Genomic DNA, 18,430 nt, shown 5'->3' with positions numbered 1-18,430 from the left:
TCCCCATGGCATCTCCGCTTACCCCGTTCCTTGCTGTCCGGGAGGCCGCACAACGCCTGCAGGGCAATGCCTCCGACTACGATCCGCTGCTTGTCATGGCCCGCGGGAAGGATTTCGTATTGCTTGGCGAAGCCACGCACGGCACGGCCGAGTTCTACCGGATGCGGGCGCAGATCACGCAGGCGCTGGTCCGTGGCCAGGGCTTCGATGCCGTCGCCATCGAAGGCGACTGGCCAGACGCCTGGCGTGTCAACCGCTACGTGCAGGGCGAGGGCGATGACAGCGCGGGGGAGGCCCTAAGCGATTTCGAGCGTTTCCCGTCCTGGATGTGGCGCAACCGGGAGTTCCTGGCGTTCATCGAATGGCTGCGCGGCCACAATGCCAGCCTGCCGCCGGAGCGGCGGGTCGGTGTCTATGGGCTCGACCTCTACAGCCTATATCGCTCAGCCGAGGCCGTGATCCGCTATCTGGAGCGCGCCGACCCGCTGCAGGCCGAGGCTGCCCGGCAGCACTATGCCGCGCTCGACCATGTGCGTGATCCAGCTGCCTACGGCTACCAGGCCGCCGCCGGGCTGCGTGAGCCCGCGCGCGACGGCGCCATCCGCCAGCTGCTGCAGCTGCGTACCGACGAGGCCGCCTATATCTCCCGCAATGGCCTGGCGGCCATGGATTCGCACTACTTCGCGGAGCGCAACGCGACGGTGGTGGTGAATGCGGAAGCCTACTACCGCGAGATGTTCGGCCGCCGTGTCAGCACCTGGAACCTGCGCGACGCGCACATGGCGCAAACGCTGTTTTCGCTGGCCGCCTACCGGCTGCGCCGCGGCGGCAACGGGCGCATTGTGGTCTGGGCCCACAACTCCCACCTCGGCGATGCGCGGGCCACGGAATCGCAGCTGCGCGGCGAGTGGAACCTCGGCCAACTGGTACGCCAGCAGGCCGGCACGCAGGCGCTGCTGGTCGGCTTTACCACCTACGCCGGCCACGTCTGCGCCGCCTCTCGATGGGACGGCGACCCCGAACACAAAACCGTCGTGCCGGCACTGCACGACAGCTGGGAAGCACTTTTCCACAGCACCGGCTTGGATCGCTTCTTCCTCCCGCTTGGGCCACAGGCCAGCCACGCGCTCTTCGAGGTCATGCTGGAACGCGCCATCGGCGTGCTCTATCTGCCGCGCACGGAGCGTGCCAGCCACTACTTCGACGCTTCAATCGCCGGCCAGTTTGACGCCCTCTTCCACCTGGACGAGACCACCGCGCTGGAACCGTTGCAGCCAGGGCATCCCGTGCCCGTGCTGGACAGCGACCAGCCAGACTGAAGCACGCGCCTATTTCAGGCAGCGGCCGCGAGCCTGGCGCTTGCGTTGCATCAACGTCCGGACTGGCACGCCAACTACCGTAAAGCGAGCCAGACCACTCATGTCAATGCGGAGATCGTCATGTCTGCCAGAACACTCATCTTCCACCAGGACGCGCGCCGCATGATGCTGAGCGGCGTGGAACAACTGGCCCACGCTGTGAAGGTGACGCTGGGTCCAGGTGGCCGCAACGTGATCGTGGAGCGGCCCGACATGGTGCCGCTGGTCGCCAATTCCGGCGTGGTCGTGGCGAAGTCGGTGACGCTGGCCAATCCTTTCGCCGACATGGGCGCCCGCCTGCTCTGCGAGGCCGCAGTGCGCACCAGCGAGATCGCTGGCGACGGCACCACGACCGCCACCACGCTGGCCCACGCGATCGTGGCCGAAGGCGTGAAGTACGTCGAAGCCGGTCACGATCCCATGCAGCTCAAGCGCGGCATCGAGGCCGCCGGCAAGCTGGTCGCCAGCGCCTTGCTGGAGAGTGCCCGGCCGTGTGGCAGTACCGACGAGATGCGCCAGATCGCCACGATCTCGGCCAGCGGCGACCAGACTGTCGGCACGCTGGTGGCCCAGGCTGTCGAGCGGGTCGGCAAGGACGGTGCGATCAGCGTGGAGGATGGCTCGAAGCTGGACGACGCACTCGACATCGCCGACGGCGCGCTGATCGATCGTGGCTACCTCTCGCCCTTGTTCGCGACCAACGAGAGCCGTGCCGTCGTGCTGGAGTCACCATTGGTGCTGCTGTGTGACGCGAACATTGCCGCGATCGCGCAACTGCTGCCGGTCCTGGAAGCCGTGAGCCGCGCCGGCCGGCCCTTGCTGCTCATCGCCAACGACGTGGAGGGTGAGGCGCTGGCCACGCTCGTGGTCAACAACCTGCGCGGCGCGCTGAAGAGTTGCGCGGTCAAGTCTCCGGGTTTCGGCGACTCGCGTACCGAGCAGCTGGGCGACCTGGCCGCGCTGACCGGCGCTACCGTGGTCTCGCCGCAGGCCGGCATCTCGCTCGAGCACGTCACCCTGGAACAGCTTGGCGAGGCCCGCCGCGTGGAGGTCAACAAGGACACCACCATCCTGATCGCCTCCGGTGACGAACGGCCGCGCGTGGCCGAGCGCGTTGCCGCCCTGCGCCTGCGCCTGGACGAGGTGCGCTCGGACTATGAGCGCGAGGCCCTGCAGCGGCGCCTGGCCCGGCTTGCCGGCGGCGTAGCCGTGATCAAGGTGGGCGCGGCGACGGAGAGCGCGCTGCACGAGCGCAAGAACCGCTTCCAGGATGCGTTGCACGCCACCCGAGCCGCGGTGGACGAGGGCATCGTCGCAGGCGGTGGCGTGGCGCTACTGCGCGCCCGCGCCGCCCTTGAGGCCTGGCAGGCGCCGAATCCCGAGCAGGCCGCCGGCGGCCACATCGTCCACGCGGCACTGGCCGCGCCGATGCGGCAGATCGCCGCCAACGCCGGTGCGGATGCCGACGCCGTGGTGCACCAGGTGTGCGCCGGCTCGGGAACGCTCGGCTACGACGCCGGCACCGAGCGCTATGGCGACATGCTCGAACTGGGCGTGATCGACCCCGTCAAGGTGGTGCGCACGGCCCTGCAGAATGCCGTCTCGATCGCCTCCCTGCTGCTGACGACGGACTGCATGATCGCGATCCAGCGCAGCCCTGCCGGCCACGGCGATGCCGGCACGCGCCCGGGGTCATCCATGTTCGGCGAAGATTATTGAGCAATGCCGCCTGCGCGAGCCGCCATGACTACCCCCGATTGCGAAAGCCCGCTGCTGACCGACCTGTACGAGTTCACCATGATGCAGGCGTATTTCGACAGCGGCATGCACGATATCGCCAGCTTCGAGTTCTTCGTCCGCAAGCTGCCGCCGGGCAGGAACTTCCTTCTGGCCGCGGGACTGGAACAGGTGGTCGCCTACCTGGAACGGCTGCGCTTCAGCGCGGACGATCTCGACCAGCTCGCGTCGACCGGGCATTTCAGCCCGGCGTTCCTGCAATCGCTCGCACACTTCCGCTTCAGCGGGGATGTCCAGGCCATGCCGGAGGGCACGGTGTTCTTCCCGGACGAGCCCATCCTGCGCATTACCGCGCCGATCCAGCAGGCCCAGCTGGTCGAAAGCCGGGTCATGAACCTGCTGCACTACGAGACCATCGTGGCCAGCAAGGCGGCGCGCGTGGTGCTGGCGGGATCGGGGCGCATGCTGGTGGATTTCGGCCTGCGCCGCGCGCATGGTGCCGAAGCCGGCCTGCTGTCGGCCCGGGCCAGCTATCTGGCGGGGTTCACCGGCACCGCGACGCTGCTGGCCGGTGTGCGCTTCGCCATCCCGTCGTACGGCACCATGGCGCATTCCTATGTGCAAGCGCACCTGGACGAGGGCGAGGCCTTCGCGTCGTTCGCGCGCTCGCAGCCCGACAACGCCACGCTGCTGATCGACACCTACGACACCGAGGCCGCCGCGCACAAGGTGGCGGCACTGGCCGCGACGCTGCGCGCCAGCGGGATCTCCGTCAAGGCGGTACGCATCGACAGCGGCGACCTCGGCGAGCATGCGCGCCGGGTGCGCGCCATCCTCGACGGCGCGGGGCTTCAGTCGATCAGCATCTTTGCCAGCGGCAACCTGGACGAGTATCGCATTCGCGATCTGGTGGCAGCGGGCGCTCCCATCGACGGTTTCGGGGTCGGCACGCGCATGAACACCTCGGCCGACGCCCCATATCTGGATTGCGCGTACAAGCTGACCGAGTACGCGGGCCTGCCGCGCCGCAAGCGCTCGGAAGGCAAGGCAACCTGGCCTGGCCGTAAGCAGTCCTACCGTCGTTACGGCGCCGACGGCACCATGCTTGGCGATACGCTGACGATCGAGGGGGATGCCTGTGACGGTCTGCCGCTGATGCAGTCGTGCATGACGGGTGGCCGGCGTGTGGCGCCAGAAGTGCCGCTGCTCACCAGCCGGGCCTATGCCGCACAGCAACTGGCCGCGCTGCCTGTCGCCCTGCGCGCGCTGGAGCAGTCGGCGCCCTATCCTGTCACCGTCAGCAATGCCCTGCAAGACCTGGCGCGCGCTGCCGATGCGCTGACCGCGCAGGCCAGTCCGGCAGCGACACCCCGGTCGTGCGGCAAGGACGAATGCCTGAGCTAGCCGGGCCTGACTTCGATCTGGTTGACGACCGCGCTGACGCCCGGTGCAGACCAGGCCGCTTCGAATGCCGCGTCGCGCTCGGCCAGCGTAGGCAGAGTGCCGGTCAGCGTCACCGCGCCATCCCTCACCGCCACGGTCACCTGGTCGACGTCGCCGACGGCCTGGCGTGCGATGGCCGCCTGGATCCGTGCCGCCACGTCCTGCGCGTCGGCACGAGGCCGGAGGGCAAGCGCATTGGTGACCCCGACCACGCCGAACAGTCCGGCCACGGCGTGCTCGGCGGCGGTGCGCTGGTAGTACCAGTCGACATCGCCGCTCAGGGTCACGACGCCGTGTTCGACCAGGATCCGGATACGGTCGGCCGGCACCATCGCGTCCCAGGACAGCACGTTGGCCGCGGCGCGGGCAATGTCGGCATCGGTGCGGCGCGCATCGTCGGGCAGGTGAACGTCCAGTTCCACGGCCAGCGCCCGCACGCCGGCGATGCGCCTGACGGCCGCTTCCGCCGAGTACTTCTCGGCAAAGGTCCCAAGGTGCCCCGTCAGCGTGACGACGCCGTCCTGGACCTGGACCCCGATCTCGTTGCCATGGACCGCCGGATCCCAGATCAGCGCCTCGGTCACGTCTTGCTGCAGCTGCCTGTCGCCCTTCATGGATGCCTCCTCGCGTATACGCGTCTTTACCGCCCTTTCAGACATGCCACTACCTCCGCGTCCTCGACCTGCGAGAAGTCGCGGTAGAACTGGCCCACTGCCCGAAAGCCGGCTGGCGTCTCCAGGCACACCACCTCGTCTGCATAGGGCCGCAACAGCTCCAGCGTCCGCGGTGGCGCCACCGGCACTGCGCAAATGAGCCGCGCAGGCTGCTCCTCGCGGATGGCATGCAGCGCGGCAATCATCGAGGCACCGGTGGCCAAGCCGTCGTCCACGACGATAACCTGGCGTCCGGTGGCGCGGATCGGCTCCCGCCCCGGTGTGTAGGCGGCACGGCGCTGCCGCAGCACTTCAAGCTGGGCTGCGCGCTCGCGGTCGATGTATTCGCTGTCGGCGCCGACCGCGGCGGCATAGGGTGTGAGATAAGTCCAGCCACTCTCGCCCACGGCGCCGATGGCGTACTCGGGGTTGCCTGGCGCGCCAAGCTTGCGCACCAGCACGACGTCAAAGTCTCCACCTAGCGTATCGGCAATGATGGCGCCCATCGGCACCGCGCCCCGGGGTACGGCCAGCACCAGTGGCCGTTCTCCAGCGTGGCCAGCGAGCGCACGGGCCAGCTGTTTGGCGGCATCGGCCCTGTCAATGAATGGCATGGTCCTCCTCCTGTGCCTGCCTGGACGGCCGCTTACGCCGGATAGCCCACGCTCTGGGCCAGGATCACGCGCTGGTCGGGCTCCAGCCGCATGGCGGTGGCCAGCGCGCGGCGGTCCAGCAAGCCACGTGCCACCGTGGCCAGGCCCGACGCAGCGCAGAAGAGATAGACGTTCTGGCTGATATACCCCGTATCCAGCGCAGTATAGAACTGGCGCAGAGGCTTGTCGGTCTCGTCGAGCCTGGAGAGCCGGCTGACGTAGACGAGGTTCAATGGTGCCTCGGCAACATAGTCCTGCAGGCCGGTAGCCGCGCGCAGGTCTTCGCCGATGACCAGCCGAAGGCGCCAGTCCGGCGGTTCGAGCACGTACAGGCCGTCGCGCAGCGCCACGTACAAGTCGATTTCCTGCCAGTTGCGGGTCGAAGGTGCGGTGCGCAGGCCGGTGCCCGGGCGGTTGACGCCGAAAGCGGCCCACAGCAGGGACGACAGCAGCGCGTCATCCAGGCGCCGCGAGGCGAAGTGCCGGGTCGAGCGGCGCTGCTGCAGCGCGGTCAGCAGCGGCATGCCGCCTTCGGTCTGCGGGGCCGGCAGCTTCAGGTATTCCACGCCGGCTTCGGATAAAACGATGGGATGTGTCACGTCGTGCTCCAGAAGGACGGGGGTCGGCACGGCCCCTCTGGGATTACCGTAGGCGGCGAGCGGGCGCTGCCATTTGGGATGGATCAAAGGAACGCCTGTTTGCGCGTGGGAGGTAGAAGGACATCTTCAGTTTCGGGTTCCTGATCGGCTTTGTCGCGCTGGTGGTTGCTGGCGCGATGCGTTCATGCGCAACGAGGCCTTCTGGGAGTCGCTGACGCAGGATATCGACGGCCTGTCGCGCCATCACCAGCACATCGTCGCCTTCTGTGCCCGGCAATGGCTTGACCTGTTCGCACCGGGCAATGTCTGGTGGATGAACCCCGCTGTCGCCAGCGCCGCCTCGAGCACTTTCGGCGCCAACTTCCTGCAAGGGGCCCATCACTGGCTGCAGTACGCCAGTGAGTTGCTGTCGGAGTTGCCCGGCCTGCCCGCCGGGCGGCCCGCGCTGGAGTATTTGCCCGGGCGCGACGTGGCGCTGACACCCGGCAAGGTGGTGTTCCGCAACGCGAACCGCGACACCACACGCCTGCCTTATCGGCTGCATTCCGAATGCTTGCACAAGCTGTTCCTAGGCAACGAACTGGCCACTGGCAAGCTGTGCGTCGGCGGGCGGCCGATCGCCCTATCTGACCTCGACCTGCCGCTCTTCGTGGCCGGCACCGAGCACGACCACGTCTCGCCCTGGCGCTCCGTCTACAAGCTGCACTTGCTGACCCAGGCCGAACTGACCTTCTTGCTGACTTCGGGCGGCCACAACGCGGGCATCGTGTCGGAACCAGGCCACCCGCGCCGGCGCTACCATGTGTACACGAGATTGGCAGCCGCGCCTTACCTGAGCCCGGAGCAATTCCTCGACATGGCTGAGTACCGCGAGGGTTCCTGGTGGCCGGCGTGGCATGACTGGCTAGTGGCCCACTCGACAGAGCGCTGCACGCGACAAGCGCGGGCCCGGGATTTAGCGGACGCCCCTGGTGCCTACGTACTGGAACCCTAGATGCTCGAAGGACTGGAACAGATAAGCCCTCTAAAGTAAAGGCTTCGCGAACCCCTTACGAGAGGAGCATGCAAGAGAAGAAGGATGGAACATGACCGTGCCCCAATCGCATGGCCGGGCTCGCGCGCTTCATGCGCCCTCTGCCCTGGGCCCCGACGTACGACCGCGCGAAGTATGGGCATGGGCCATGTATGACTTTGCCAATTCCGGCTACACCACGGTGGTCATCACCGCGCTGTTCAATGCCTACTTCGTCGCCGTGGTGGCCGGCAATGCCCCCTGGGCCACGCTGGCCTGGACCGCGGCACTTTCTCTTTCCTATGCACTAGTGGTGCTCAGCGCGCCGCTAGTCGGCGCCTATGCCGACCTGCGCGCAGCCAAGAAGACACTGCTTGCCGTGACGACGGCGGGTTGCGTGGTGTTCACCGCCCTGCTCTATTTCGCACAGCCCGGCACCCTTGGTCTGGCCATCCTGTGCGTAGTGCTGTCCAACTTCTTCTTCAGCAGCGGCGAAAACCTGATCGCCGCTTTCCTACCGTCGCTTTCTACTCCGCGCGCCTTGGGTCGGGTATCGGGCTGGGGGTGGAGTCTTGGCTATATCGGTGGCCTGGTCACGTTGGGCCTATGTCTGCTCTATGTCAACTGGGCGACCGCCCGGGGCCACGTCGCCAGCCAGTTCGTGCCCGTCACCATGCTGATCACGGCGGCCATCTTTGCCCTGGCGAGCCTGCCGACCTTCCTGCTGCTGGGCGACCGCGGCGCGCCGCAGATCGCTGTGGCCGCACCGGCTGGCGAGCAGGCGATCGGCGTAGCCTGGGCCCGAGTATGGCAACGCCTGAGCCAGCTGCGGCAGTTCCGGGACCTGCGCCGCTTCCTGCTGTGCACCCTGTTCTACCAGGCCGGTATCCAGGCGGTGATCACGCTGACCGCCATCTACGCCAACCAGGCCATGGGTTTCAGCACGCAGCAGACGCTGACCCTGGTGCTGGTGGTCAACCTGACGGCAGCGGCTGGCTCCTTGCTGTTCGGCCATGTGCAGGACCGGATCGGGCACGTGCGCGCCATTGCCCTGACGCTGCTGGGCTGGATCCTGACCATCCTGCTGGCGCGCGCCGCGCGCGACGCGCCGCTGTTCTGGCTTGCCGCCAATGTGGCCGGCCTGTGCCTGGGCGCCGCCCAGTCCGCCGGACGGGCCATGGTGGGGCTGCTGGCCCCGCCCTCGCGCGCGGCCGAGTTCTTCGGGCTGTGGGGCCTGGCGGTCAAGCTGGCCTCGATCGCCGGGCCGCTGACCTATGGCATGGCAACCTGGCTGACTGGCGGCGATCACCGACAGGCGCTGCTGATCACCGGCAGCTACTTCGTCGTCGGGCTGGGCCTGCTGTGCAGGGTCAACACCGGGCGAGGGCGGCAGGCTGCCTTGCGCGCTGAGCGCAAGGTGGGAATGGAGACCGGCAACGGCGCTGCTACTGCCATTCCCCCTTGCCAGTAATGCCATTCACCAGGCCCTCTACTCGAATTCACGCATGTGAACAAACGCCGTCGCCGAGCGAGAGCTTCCATCTTCTCGCCCATTTGAGGGCCATATACCGTTGGCCAGCAACCTGCCGTACCTGTCTTTGACGGGCTGTATCTGACGCGTCGGGGAGGTGTCAACGCCCTCCAAGCGGACACGGTCATCAAGGGCTGTACGGCCGATACATCGCCGCACTTACGCGAATGCACGCGCGGAAAAGTTACCTGGTAGAAAGGCCGGCCATTTAGCGCCCGAGCTCGCCTCACACGGCAAAGCGAAAATGGCCGCTGTGCAACACGATGTGCCGCGCACCTGTCATCTCGAACAGCGCTCCCGCGGCGCGTTCAATGTCCTGCCGGTTGCTCATGAATGCCGGTAGCAAATCTTCACTGCGGTACGAACGCGCGCCGAAATGATCTTCAAGCGCCTCGGCTGTGATCTCATAGGTTGCCGGCGAGCCGTCTACTTTCGCGGCGCACTGCAGGCTTGGGCCGGTCGGACAATAATCCGGCATCTCGCCGGCAAAGTCGATCTTATGCATAGCTCTCTGGCGTACTGCCCTCCAAAGTCTGTGCCTGCCTACGCCTCCTCGGCGCGGACTGGCGGGACGGGCGCGACGGCTACTAGGGTGATCAAGCCGCGCGACGCTGCCCATGGCGACAACGATGCGCTGGTACATAGCGGTTTCCCACGATGCGACCCTGTGGTGATTCATGTCTGGACTGGTTGGATTCAGCGTAGGGCGGCTCAGCATTTCCCGGTTGGTGCGCATCAACCGAACGGTCAGGACATATCGCCGACTGGCCGCTGGCGGACAAGCATTATGGGGCGAACCGACTTGCTGACGACGTGCTCCGAGACCGAGCCCAGCACCATGCGCCGCACGCCACGATGGCCGTGAGTGCCCATTACGATCAGGTCCGCGCCCCAGTGATCCGCTTCCTTGACGATCGCCTCGGCAATCTTCGCAGGGGTGCCTGGCGTCTCGGCCAACCTGCTGCTCCAGCGCACGCCGGCGGCACTCAGCCGCTCGCCGGCGCGAGCCAACACCTGCTTGCCGTAGGCAATAATGTCGGCCATCAGCCACGGCCGGTCGCCCGAACTGACCTCGAGAAGCAGGTCGCTGTCGTCAACGACAAACATGGCGCTGACTTCGGCATGAGTGACCAGCGCCATGGACACTGCCTGCTCCAGGGCATCTAAGGATGAGCGGCTACCATCGATGGCTAGAAGAATGCGGCGGTACACGGCGACCTCGGCTGCGGCTATGGTTCTTTCAAAGTAGCGGTCGCAACGATATGAAGGTTGATGCCAGTCAACAAATCCCTAAAGTCCCTCCCGCCGGTGGGCTGGGAATTCGGACCGGGGCAACGACATGCGCAGGCCCACCCGTCTTCATGCGGCCAGTCGCGGTGGGCAAGTGGTAGACGGCGCTTCGCCGCGATTCAATGCGACAACAGCAGCGGCATCGCGTCCGCCTGCCGTTAAGCTGCCTTGTGGGGGCTTGCGTTGGATCAACTCACGGCGCCGTTTGACCACTAGTGTGAATGCGTCAGTCGCTCGCGAGCGCTGTTCAGCACCCTTGGAAGCTTCCCGGACGTTATCCGTTCCAAGCGGAACCTTGGCCTTGCTTAGGCGTCGGCATAAATCCGCCGAGAAGGAGTAGCACATGTCCAACGAACATGCGCAGGTTGTCTGGTTCGAAGAACTAAGGCGGGCCGATGTTCCTCGCGTCGGTGGCAAGAACGCGTCGCTGGGCGAGATGGTGGCGAACCTCGCGCCCGGAGGTGTCAAGGTTCCACCCGGGTTCGCAGTCACGGCGGATGCATACTGGCGCTTTATCCATGCGAATAGCCTGCGCGAGCCGGTGTCCAGGACGCTCGGCGAACTTGCTGAAGGCAAGGTTTCCCTCGCCGAGGCCGGGGCCGCCATTCGTCAGCTCATTCTCCGAGGCGAATGGCCCAGAGAGACGGCAGAGGCGATCCGTCTGGCTTATGAAGAGCTGAACCAAAGGACCGGACGGGTCAACATGGACGTCGCAGTCCGCTCGAGTGCGACCGCCGAGGACTTGCCGGATGCGAGTTTCGCCGGACAACAGGAAACCTTCCTCAATATCCGGGGTGATCGCGCGCTCCTTGACGCTTGCCGGCGCTGCTACGCCTCACTTTTCACCGACCGCGCGATCAGCTACAGGCAGGCGAAGGGCTTCGACCATCTGAAGGTTGCTTTATCGGTCGGCGTCCAACGCATGGTGCGATCCGACCTGAGCGGCGCCGGAGTGATGTTTTCGATAGACACCGAAACCGGCTTCGACAAGGTCGTCCTGATCAACGCCGCCTGGGGTCTGGGCGAGAGTGTCGTGCAGGGCACCGTCGAACCAGACGAATACGAGGTGTTCAAGCCACTTCTGTCCGACCCGTCGCTCACGCCGATCATCGGGAAGAAGCTCGGCGACAAGAGCCGCAAGATGGTCTACACGAGCGATAGCCGCGCTCCGACCAAATGTGTCCCGACCTCGAAGGCAGAGCGCACGTCGTTCGTGTTGGGAGACGAGGAGATTCTCACCTTGTCGCGCTGGGCTCGCGCAATCGAAGACCACTATGGCCAACCCATGGACATCGAATGGGCGAAGGACGGCGAGACCGGAGAGTTGTTCATCGTCCAGGCCAGGCCGGAAACCGTCCAGTCGCGACGCGAGGCTAGCGCTGTGAAGCGCTATCGCATCAAGAAGGCCGGCCGCAAGCTGGCATCGGGCGTGAGCATCGGGGAAGCCGTCGCGGCAGGCGCGGTCTGCGTCATCGATAGCCCAAGGGAAATGGGACGCTTCGTCGACGGCGCCATCCTCGTGACCCAATCTACGGACCCCGACTGGGTGCCCGTCATGCGGCGTGCGGCTGCCATCGTCACCGACCTTGGCGGGCGGACCTCGCACGCGGCCATCGTCAGCCGCGAACTGGGGCTTCCGGCAATCGTCGGTACGGGCAATGCGACCCATCTGCTACACGACGAGCAAGAGGTCACCGTCTCCTGCGCGGAAGGCCGCGAGGGTTTCGTCTACGAAGGCACTGCCGACTATGAAGTCGACGAAATCGACTTTGGCAGTATCCCGGCAACGCATACCAGGGTCATGCTGAACCTGGCCAACCCCGCAGCAGCGCTCCGCTGGTGGCGGATCCCGGCCGATGGCGTCGGGCTGGCGCGAATGGAGTTCGTGATCGGTAATCACATCAAGATCCATCCAATGGCGCTGGTCCGCTACGACACGCTAAAGGACGATGCGGCCAGGCAGACGATTGCCGGCTTGACAGCCGGATACGAAAGCAAGACGGAGTACTTCGTGGACCGGCTCGCGCGCGGACTGGGGCGAATTGCCGCTCTGCAGTATCCCCGTCCTGTAGTGGTCCGCATGAGCGACTTCAAGACAAACGAGTACGCGCATCTGATCGGCGGTGCGGAATTCGAGCCGCGGGAGGAGAACCCGATGCTTGGATTCCGTGGCGCGTCACGATACTACTCGCCTCGCTATCGAGAGGGCTTCGCGCTGGAATGCCAGGCTATTTGCCGCCTGCGCAGGGAGATGGGGTTCATTAATGTGATCGTCATGATCCCGTTCTGCCGCTCGGCGAAAGAGGCGGACCGCGTACTGGAGGTCATGGCGGAGAACGGCCTCGTGCGCGGCGAAGCCGGCCTGAACGTATATGTCATGTGCGAGATCCCGTCGAACGTGATCCTGGCGGGCGAGTTCGCCAAGCGCTTCGATGGCTTTTCGATCGGCAGCAACGACCTGACTCAGCTCACGCTCGGCGTGGATCGCGACTCATCAGAACTCGCGGCGTTGTTCGACGAGCAGGACGACGCCGTCAAATGGATGATCCGCAGCGTCATCGCAGAGGCGCACAAGGCCGGGGCCGAAGTCGGCTTGTGCGGCCAGGCGCCTAGCGACCACCCGGAGTTCGCTGGATTCCTTGTCGAAAGCGGCATCGATTCGATGTCGGTGAGTCCCGATAGCTTTATCGCGGTCAAGCGTCACGTTGCTGCCGCCGAGCATGCGAGGACAAGGATCTCGTATGTATGAGCGTCAGAAAGGTGAAGGATGGAAGTGATATGGCGGGAGAACCGAAGAACATTCCCTGCTGCCAGGCCATGAGTCCGATGTCTTCGCTAAGCGGGCAGGACTTGCCCTTGCCCGCTCAGGTAACGGACGGCCGGGCAGCGCTGGCCGCCCCGTTTCTCGTTGCCTGCCCCCGCCCCTATAGTGGTCCCAAGGAGACCAAGCGCCAGAATGGATCTATCCACAATCATCCACAAGACCGCAGCGGATCTGCGTGTTGCGCCAAATTTTGCCGACTATGAGGCGGAGCGTCATGGATTTTCCTGGGACGCCATCCGCAGGACCCTCGGCGCCCAACCCGATGGCGGGTTGAATATCGCGTGGCAGGCGGTGGATCGCCATGTGGAAAGTGGTGCGGGTGACAAGGTCGCATTCCGCTTTCTTTCACGGGGCGGACCGGCAGCGCGCGCCGTCACCTACGCACAGCTGGCCAGTCTCACCAATCGCTTCTGCAACGTACTGCGCGCGCTCGGCGTGGGCAAGGGAGACCGGATCTTCATTCTCGCTGGACGCATTCCGGAGCTTTATACGGCCCTGCTCGGCGGCCTGAAGAACGGCTGCGTGGTGTCGCCGCTGTTCTCGGCATTCGGGCCCGAGCCGATCGCCACGCGACTGAACCTCGGCAAGGGCTCGGTGCTGGTCACCACCGACCAACTCTTCATGCGCAAGGTCGCCGCATGGCGCGACCGCATGCCGAGCCTCAAACACATCCTGCTGGTCGCGGAAGACGGCGGCTCCACCGCGATACCGGGGACGCTTGACCTGGCTGCAATGATGCGCAGCGCGACCGACGCGTGCCAGATCACGCCTACCACGTCCGAAGACATGGCGCTGTTGCATTTCACCAGCGGCACGACCGGCACGCCAAAGGGGGCCGTGCACGTCCATGGCGCCGCGCTCACCCACTGGGCAACCGGCAGGTATGCGCTCGATCTTCATGCGGACGACATCTATTGGTGCACCGCCGATCCGGGTTGGGTGACCGGCACATCCTACGGTGCCATCGCGCCATTGCTGCATGGCATAACGTCTATTGTGGACCTCGACGAATTCGACGCGCAGCGCTGGTATGGAATCCTTCACGACGAAGGCGTCACGGTCTGGTATACGGCGCCGACCGCGATCCGCATGCTGATGAAGGCGGGAACCGAAGCAGCCAGAGTGCGTGCTTTCCCGCGACTGCGGTTTATCGCCAGTGTCGGCGAGCCCCTGAACCCAGAGGCCGTCTGGTGGGGCAAGAACGTGCTGGGCCTGCCGATTCACGACAACTGGTGGCAAACGGAAACGGGGGGCATCATGATCGCCAATACGCCAGCCTTTGATATCAAGCCTGGCTCGATGGGCCGGCCGCTTCCCGGCGTGGATGCTGCCATCGTGCGGCGTAACGAAGACGGGCGCGCCGAACTGATCGATAGCCCCGGAACCGAGGGCGAGCTTGCACTCAGAAGCGGTTGGCCGTCAATGTTCCGGGCTTATCTCAACGAGGAAGCGCGCTACCGCAAGTGCTTCGCACACGAATGGTACCTGACCGGCGACCTGGCTCGCCGCGATACCGACGGCTACTACTGGTTCGTCGGCCGCACTGACGACGTCATCAAGTCGTCCGGACACCTGATCGGCCCCTTCGAGGTCGAAAGTGCGCTGATGGAGCATCCGGCCGTCGCCGAAGCCGGCGTCATCGGCAAGCCGGATCCGGTTGCGGGAGAAGTGGTGAAGGCATTCGTATCGCTCAACAAAGGCTTTGAACCTTCTGAAGCGCTGCGCCTGGAGCTTCTTGGTCATGGCAGGAGCCGCCTCGGCGCGTCGGTGGCCCCCAAGGACATCGCCTTCCTTGCGGAATTGCCACGAACACGCAGTGGCAAGATCATGCGCCGATTGCTGAAGGCACGGGAACTTGGCCTGCCGGAGGGGGACACCTCCACGCTTGAGACCGGATCATGATGGACATCGAGCATCCCGCCCCGCCGCCACCTTCCGGACCGGTGCCCTATGACAAGGCCTTCGCGCTTACGCTGCTGCGCGACATGGTACGTATTCGCCGTCTTGAGGAGACATGCGCGCAGCGCTACGGCGAGGGCAAGATACGCGGCTTCCTGCATCTGTACATTGGCGAGGAAGCCGTATGCGTTGGTGTTCTCCATGCGCTCGCCCCCGACGACAATGTGGTCGCCACCTATCGGGAGCACGGGCATGCGCTGGTTCGCGGCATGGACATGCGCGTGCTGATGGCCGAAATGTACGGCAAGCAGGAGGGCTGTGCGCGAGGCCGCGGCGGCTCGATGCACCTGTTTAGCCGCGCTGCCCGGCTCTTCGGGGGCAATGCCATCGTGGGCGCAGGTCTCCCGCTGGCGGTCGGCCTTGCGCTCGCCGGACAAATGCAGGGCAGCCAGCGTGTCACCGCCTGCTTCTTCGGCGACGGAGCGGTCGCCGAAGGCGCGTTCCATGAATCGATGAACCTGGCCGCATTGTGGAAGCTCCCGCTTTTGTTCTGCTGCGAAAACAATCTCTATGCGATGGGGACGGCTCTTGAGCGTCATGAGTCCCAGACAGACCTCTGCGCCAAGGCAGCGTCCTACAACATGCGGGCTTTCGCGGCCGACGGAATGGACGTGGTCGCCGTCTGCGAAGCTGCCCGGAATGCCGTGGCCAGCGTCCGGGGCGGCAAGGGGCCGGTGTTCCTTGAACTGCGCACCTATCGCTTCCGCGCTCACTCCATGTACGACCCGGATCTGTACCGCCAGGCGGCCGAGGTCGAGGCGTGGAAGACACGCGGTCCCATTCATACGTTCACCGCGCGGCTGAAGGCGGAAGGCAAGCTGACGGAAGACGAGTTTCTCTTGCTGGACACCGACGCTGGTGCGGAGGTTGCGAGGGCCGAGGCCTTTGCCGAGGCGGGCACCCTGGAGCCTGTCGAGGATCTGCTGAAGGACGTTTACTCACCGGCAGGAGGTACCCCATGAGCTTGCGCCTCAGCTACCGGGAGGCCGTGCGCGAAGCCCTGCGCGAGGCGCTTGCCAAGGACCCCCGCGTCTTCCTGATGGGCGAGGACGTCGGCCGCTACGGCGGCAGTTATGCGGTCTCCAAGGGGCTGCTGGCCGAGTTCGGCCCGGAACGCATCCGCGATACACCTCTTTCGGAACTCGGCTTCACCGGCGCCGGCATCGGCGCGGCCCTGGGCGACATGCGCCCCATCGTCGAGGTGATGACCGTCAATTTCAGCCTGCTCGCACTCGACCAGATCGTTAATACCGCAGCCCTGTACCGCCATATGTCTGGTGGGCAGTTCTCCGTACCGCTGGTGATCCGGATGGCCACCGGGGCTGGCCGCCAGGTCGCGGCCCAGCACTCTCACAGCTTCGAGGGCTGGTATGCCAGCATACCCGGCCTCAGGATCCTGGCGCCCGCCACTGTCGAGGACGCACGCCGCATGCTGGCGCCGGCATTGGCCGATCCCGACCCGGTGCTGATCTTCGAGCATGCAGGCCTGTACAACGTGGAAAGCGAGATTCCGGAAGCGTCCGTCGTGGATATCCACTCGGCACGGGTCAGGCGGCCCGGCAAGGACGTGACCCTGATCGCGTATGGTGGTGGCCTGCCCAAGGCGATGCAAGCCGCCGATTCGCTTTCGGCCCAGGGAATCGATGCCGAGGTGGTCGATTTGCGCGTCCTGCGTCCGCTGGACGATGCGACCATCATGGCCTCCGTCGCAAAATGCCGTCGTGCGGTGATCGTCGACGAGGGCTGGCGCAGCGTCAGCCTCGCCGCGGAGCTGATGGCGCGCATCGTCGAGCAGGTTTTCTATGAACTCGACGCACCTGTCGCGCGGGTCTGTTCTGCGGAGGTACCGATTCCTTATGCCAGGCATATGGAAGAGGCCGCCCTGCCCCAGGCGGACAAGATTGCAACCGCCGCCAGCCAGCTGATCGCATGAGCAAGCCGGCAGCCCTCACTTCCAGCGCCCGCAACCGGCGCATCGCTCCGGCGAGGACAACATGATCGAATTCCGCCTCCCCTCGCTGGGCGCAGACATGGACGAGGGTACGCTGCTCGAATGGGCCGTGCAGCCCGGCGACACCGTGAAGAAGGGGCAGATCATCGCCGTGGTCGACACCAGCAAGGCTGCGATCGAGGTGGAGACGTGGCACGACGGTGTCGTCGCCGAGCTTCTGGTTTCGCGGGGAGACAAGGTTCCCGTCGGCACGTTGATGGCGACCTTCCTTGAACCTGGCGAAACACCAGGCGCCCTGCAGCGCGCATCTGGGCCAGAGCAGGCGAGCGGCACTCCGGGTCGACGCATGGTGTCCCCGGCAGCGCGCAAGCTCGCACTGGAACAGGGGATCGACGTCGCAGCCCTCACCGGCACCGGGCCGGGAGGCGCGGTAACGCTGGCCGATGTCGAGCAAGCGGCGCGCAAGCCCTCCGCCACGCCAGGCGACCGATCGGCCGAGATCCGCAAGACAATTGGCGCCGCGATGGCGCGAGCCAAGCGCGAGATTCCTCATTACTACGTCGCAGAGACGATTCCGTTGCGGACTGCGCTCGCCTGGCTCACCCGGGAAAATGCTGGCCGATCCATGAGCGAGCGCGTCCTCCCAGCCGTCTTGCTGATCAAAGCCGTCGCAGTCGCGCTCAAGCGCTTCCCCGAGTTGAATGGATTCTTCCGCAACGGTGCCTTCAGCGCCGCAACGGCGGTGCACGTCGGGATCGCGATATCCCTCCGCCAGGGCGGCCTGGTGGCGCCGGCGCTGCTGCATGCCGACAGCAAGCCAGTTGCACAACTGATGCAGGAACTGGCCGACCTGGTCAGGCGCTGTCGCGCTGGTTCCCTCAGGCGTGCCGAATTGTCCGAGCCTACCATTACCGTTACCAATCTCGGGGATCAGGGCGCGGAACAGGTGTTCGGGGTCATCTATCCTCCCCAGGTGGCGCTGGTGGGTTTTGGTCGCATCATTGAGCAGCCATGGGTGGAAGACGGTGCGGTGACAGTGATGCCAGCCCTGACAGCCACCCTCTCGGCCGACCATCGTGTCTCGGACGGTCATCGCGGCGCACTCTTTCTCACCGAACTACGAGAACTGCTACGACATCCTGAGGAGTTTGACCGATGAACAACGCCAGTATCCGCGCCATCGTCGTATCCACGTTGCGCGAGATCGCCCCTGAAATCGAGCCGCAGGCCCTGCGCCCGGATCGTCCGCTGCGCAGGGAGGTCGATCTTGATTCCATGGACTGGCTCCGCTTCCTGCTCGCCCTGCACGAGACATTGAAAGTGGAAATCCCGGAGTCCGACTACAGCCGGCTCGTCACGCTTGACGATGTCGTTTCCTACCTGGAAGCCGCAGCAGCACGTTGAGCCTGCTTCGGGCCGA

General features: G+C 65.4%; 16 protein-coding genes. 11 read left to right on the top strand and 5 right to left on the bottom strand.

Features of this window, described 5'->3' with window-relative positions; all coding sequences use genetic code 11:
* Positions 1 to 5: 5 nt before the first annotated feature.
* The 3 genes from IPF36_RS20250 (at position 6) to IPF36_RS20240 (ending at position 4,499) form a co-directional block, all read left to right on the top strand.
* On the top strand, positions 6 to 1,319 hold the full coding sequence (locus IPF36_RS20250; RefSeq protein WP_195429801.1) for an erythromycin esterase family protein: 1,314 nt from the start codon (positions 6 to 8) through the stop codon (positions 1,317 to 1,319).
* A 120-nt stretch (positions 1,320 to 1,439) separates the two neighbouring features.
* The gene (gene groL / locus IPF36_RS20245; RefSeq protein WP_133092794.1) at positions 1,440 to 3,077 is read left to right on the top strand and encodes a chaperonin GroEL; all 1,638 of its coding nucleotides are present in this window, start codon (positions 1,440 to 1,442) and stop codon (positions 3,075 to 3,077) included.
* Between the two features lie 24 nt (positions 3,078 to 3,101).
* A complete protein-coding gene (locus IPF36_RS20240; protein ID WP_195429799.1) occupies positions 3,102 to 4,499 on the top strand; it encodes a nicotinate phosphoribosyltransferase in 1,398 nt (465 codons plus the stop codon).
* On the opposite strand, the gene IPF36_RS20235 is transcribed toward IPF36_RS20240, so the two are convergent.
* The 3 genes from IPF36_RS20235 to IPF36_RS20225 are packed head-to-tail and all read right to left on the bottom strand — an operon-like array spanning position 4,496 to position 6,443.
* Positions 4,496 to 5,152: a BON domain-containing protein gene (locus IPF36_RS20235; protein WP_133092796.1), complete on the bottom strand. Its 657-nt coding sequence runs from the start codon at positions 5,150 to 5,152 to the stop codon at positions 4,496 to 4,498. The genes IPF36_RS20240 and IPF36_RS20235 overlap by 4 nt on opposite strands.
* A gap of 26 nt (positions 5,153 to 5,178) precedes the next feature.
* Positions 5,179 to 5,805 carry a phosphoribosyltransferase gene (locus IPF36_RS20230; RefSeq protein WP_133092797.1) on the bottom strand — a complete coding sequence of 209 codons (627 nt, stop codon included), beginning with the start codon at positions 5,803 to 5,805 and terminating at the stop codon, positions 5,179 to 5,181.
* A gap of 32 nt (positions 5,806 to 5,837) precedes the next feature.
* Positions 5,838 to 6,443, bottom strand: a complete 606-nt coding sequence (locus IPF36_RS20225; protein ID WP_133092798.1) for a nitroreductase family protein — start codon at positions 6,441 to 6,443, stop codon at positions 5,838 to 5,840.
* A 184-nt stretch (positions 6,444 to 6,627) separates the two neighbouring features.
* Here IPF36_RS20225 and IPF36_RS20220 point away from each other — a divergent pair, with 184 nt between their 5' ends.
* Together IPF36_RS20220 and IPF36_RS20215 are read left to right on the top strand one after the other, a co-directional pair.
* Positions 6,628 to 7,437 carry a hypothetical protein gene (locus IPF36_RS20220; RefSeq protein WP_243736760.1) on the top strand — a complete coding sequence of 270 codons (810 nt, stop codon included), beginning with the start codon at positions 6,628 to 6,630 and terminating at the stop codon, positions 7,435 to 7,437.
* A gap of 187 nt (positions 7,438 to 7,624) precedes the next feature.
* Entirely contained in the window at positions 7,625 to 8,926 is a 1,302-nt protein-coding gene (locus tag IPF36_RS20215; protein ID WP_165971425.1) for an MFS transporter, read from the top strand.
* Between the two features lie 286 nt (positions 8,927 to 9,212).
* Here IPF36_RS20215 and IPF36_RS20210 read toward each other — a convergent pair whose 3' ends face one another.
* Entirely contained in the window at positions 9,213 to 9,491 is a 279-nt protein-coding gene (locus IPF36_RS20210) for a DUF1488 domain-containing protein (protein ID WP_195429797.1), read from the bottom strand.
* Positions 9,492 to 9,733: 242 nt separating this feature from the next.
* Entirely contained in the window at positions 9,734 to 10,198 is a 465-nt protein-coding gene (locus tag IPF36_RS20205; RefSeq protein WP_195429795.1) for a universal stress protein, read from the bottom strand.
* A 421-nt stretch (positions 10,199 to 10,619) separates the two neighbouring features.
* On the opposite strand from IPF36_RS20205, the gene ppsA reads away from it, so the two are divergent.
* The 6 genes from ppsA (at position 10,620) to IPF36_RS20175 (ending at position 18,414) form a co-directional block, all read left to right on the top strand.
* On the top strand, positions 10,620 to 13,025 hold the full coding sequence (ppsA, locus tag IPF36_RS20200) for a phosphoenolpyruvate synthase (protein ID WP_195429793.1): 2,406 nt from the start codon (positions 10,620 to 10,622) through the stop codon (positions 13,023 to 13,025).
* A gap of 207 nt (positions 13,026 to 13,232) precedes the next feature.
* Entirely contained in the window at positions 13,233 to 15,002 is a 1,770-nt protein-coding gene (gene acsA, locus IPF36_RS20195) for an acetate--CoA ligase (protein WP_195429791.1), read from the top strand.
* The gene (pdhA, locus tag IPF36_RS20190) at positions 14,999 to 16,021 is read left to right on the top strand and encodes a pyruvate dehydrogenase (acetyl-transferring) E1 component subunit alpha (protein ID WP_195429789.1); all 1,023 of its coding nucleotides are present in this window, start codon (positions 14,999 to 15,001) and stop codon (positions 16,019 to 16,021) included. Before acsA ends, pdhA begins: the two co-directional genes overlap by 4 nt.
* Positions 16,018 to 16,992: an alpha-ketoacid dehydrogenase subunit beta gene (locus IPF36_RS20185; protein ID WP_133092805.1), complete on the top strand. Its 975-nt coding sequence runs from the start codon at positions 16,018 to 16,020 to the stop codon at positions 16,990 to 16,992. Before pdhA ends, IPF36_RS20185 begins: the two co-directional genes overlap by 4 nt.
* A gap of 61 nt (positions 16,993 to 17,053) precedes the next feature.
* Entirely contained in the window at positions 17,054 to 18,169 is a 1,116-nt protein-coding gene (locus tag IPF36_RS20180; RefSeq protein WP_195429787.1) for a dihydrolipoamide acetyltransferase family protein, read from the top strand.
* Positions 18,166 to 18,414 (top strand): acyl carrier protein, encoded by a 249-nt coding sequence (locus IPF36_RS20175; protein WP_133092807.1) that lies wholly within the window; start codon positions 18,166 to 18,168, stop codon positions 18,412 to 18,414. The genes IPF36_RS20180 and IPF36_RS20175 overlap by 4 nt, the downstream gene beginning before the upstream one ends.
* The last annotated feature ends 16 nt before the right edge of the window (positions 18,415 to 18,430 follow it).

This window comes from Cupriavidus sp. IK-TO18, assembly GCF_015549295.1.
Classification (GTDB): Bacteria; Pseudomonadota; Gammaproteobacteria; order Burkholderiales; family Burkholderiaceae; genus Cupriavidus; species Cupriavidus oxalaticus_A.
Note: the sequence above shows the minus strand (reverse complement) of the source record. Positions and strands in the feature narration are given on the sequence as shown.

Excerpts from the sequence above, each read along its gene's own strand:
- ppsA (WP_195429793.1), top strand. The coding sequence starts at position 10,620 with ATGTCCAACGAACATGCGCAGGTTGTCTGGTTCGAAGAACTAAGGCGG.
- IPF36_RS20220 (WP_243736760.1), top strand. The coding sequence starts at position 6,628 with ATGCGCAACGAGGCCTTCTGGGAGTCGCTGACGCAGGATATCGACGGC.
- IPF36_RS20230 (WP_133092797.1), bottom strand. The coding sequence starts at position 5,805 with ATGCCATTCATTGACAGGGCCGATGCCGCCAAACAGCTGGCCCGTGCG.
- IPF36_RS20175 (WP_133092807.1), top strand. The coding sequence starts at position 18,166 with ATGAACAACGCCAGTATCCGCGCCATCGTCGTATCCACGTTGCGCGAG.
- IPF36_RS20240 (WP_195429799.1), top strand. The coding sequence starts at position 3,102 with ATGACTACCCCCGATTGCGAAAGCCCGCTGCTGACCGACCTGTACGAG.
- IPF36_RS20235 (WP_133092796.1), bottom strand. The coding sequence starts at position 5,152 with ATGAAGGGCGACAGGCAGCTGCAGCAAGACGTGACCGAGGCGCTGATC.
- IPF36_RS20180 (WP_195429787.1), top strand. The coding sequence starts at position 17,054 with ATGATCGAATTCCGCCTCCCCTCGCTGGGCGCAGACATGGACGAGGGT.
- IPF36_RS20215 (WP_165971425.1), top strand. The coding sequence starts at position 7,625 with ATGTATGACTTTGCCAATTCCGGCTACACCACGGTGGTCATCACCGCG.
- IPF36_RS20250 (WP_195429801.1), top strand. The coding sequence starts at position 6 with ATGGCATCTCCGCTTACCCCGTTCCTTGCTGTCCGGGAGGCCGCACAA.
- acsA (WP_195429791.1), top strand. The coding sequence starts at position 13,233 with ATGGATCTATCCACAATCATCCACAAGACCGCAGCGGATCTGCGTGTT.
- IPF36_RS20210 (WP_195429797.1), bottom strand. The coding sequence starts at position 9,491 with ATGCATAAGATCGACTTTGCCGGCGAGATGCCGGATTATTGTCCGACC.
- IPF36_RS20185 (WP_133092805.1), top strand. The coding sequence starts at position 16,018 with ATGAGCTTGCGCCTCAGCTACCGGGAGGCCGTGCGCGAAGCCCTGCGC.
- pdhA (WP_195429789.1), top strand. The coding sequence starts at position 14,999 with ATGATGGACATCGAGCATCCCGCCCCGCCGCCACCTTCCGGACCGGTG.
- groL (WP_133092794.1), top strand. The coding sequence starts at position 1,440 with ATGTCTGCCAGAACACTCATCTTCCACCAGGACGCGCGCCGCATGATG.